This window comes from Halorubrum tibetense (genome assembly GCF_042661865.1).
GTDB lineage: Archaea > Halobacteriota > Halobacteria > Halobacteriales > Haloferacaceae > Halorubrum > Halorubrum tibetense.
The window spans coordinates 1-688 of the sequence record NZ_JBHSWW010000596.1 but is presented as its reverse complement, the minus strand read 5'-3'; the positions used below and the strand labels follow the sequence as shown (position 1 = coordinate 688).

Annotated in this window: 1 pseudogene; it reads left to right on the top strand. The window is 72.1% G+C overall.

Annotated elements, in window-relative coordinates:
• Window positions 1–688: pseudogene (locus tag ACFQEU_RS17175) on the top strand (glycoside hydrolase family 15 protein); the annotation flags it as partial.

The window sequence follows — 688 nt, the reverse complement described above, 5'->3', positions numbered from 1 at the left end:
GCCGACGAGGTTCGCGACGCCGCGGCCGACCTCGCACCGGTCACCCCGGAAGGTCTCCCACGCCGCGCGCTGGTCGAGAGCGACCTCCGGGCGCTCGACCTCCTCACTGCGGACGGAGGCGGCCGCCTCGCTGGACCGGAGTTCGACCCGTTCTACGCGACGTCTGGTGGGTACGGCTACACCTGGTTCCGCGACGAGGCGGAGACCTCGAGCGCGCTGCTCGACGCGAGCCGCGAGCTCGGCTTGGACGCGACCGAGGAGCTGATCGATTCGGCCGCGTTCCTCTGTCGCACACAGGACGCCGACGGGAGCTGGCCCCACCGTGTCTGGGCGGACTCGGGGAAGATCGCTCCCGGCTGGGCGAACGCCCGGATCGAGTCCGCAGACGGAACCGGCCCGAACGACCAGCTCGACCAGCCGGCGTCGGTGATCGCGTTCCTTGCCGAGCTCCGCCGGACGACGGACGTCCCAGCCGACCTCCGAGGACGTATCGACGACGCCATCGTCGACGGGGTGGGGTTCCTCCACGAGACGCTGGAGGCGGACGGGCTCCCGCGTCGCTGTCAGAACTGCTGGGAGAACGCCCTCGGTCGGTTCACACACGCGGGGGCGGCGTATCTCCGGGCGTTCGCCGCGGTCGCACGGTCGCCCATCGACGACGACGCGGTCCGCGAGCGGGCTGCCCACG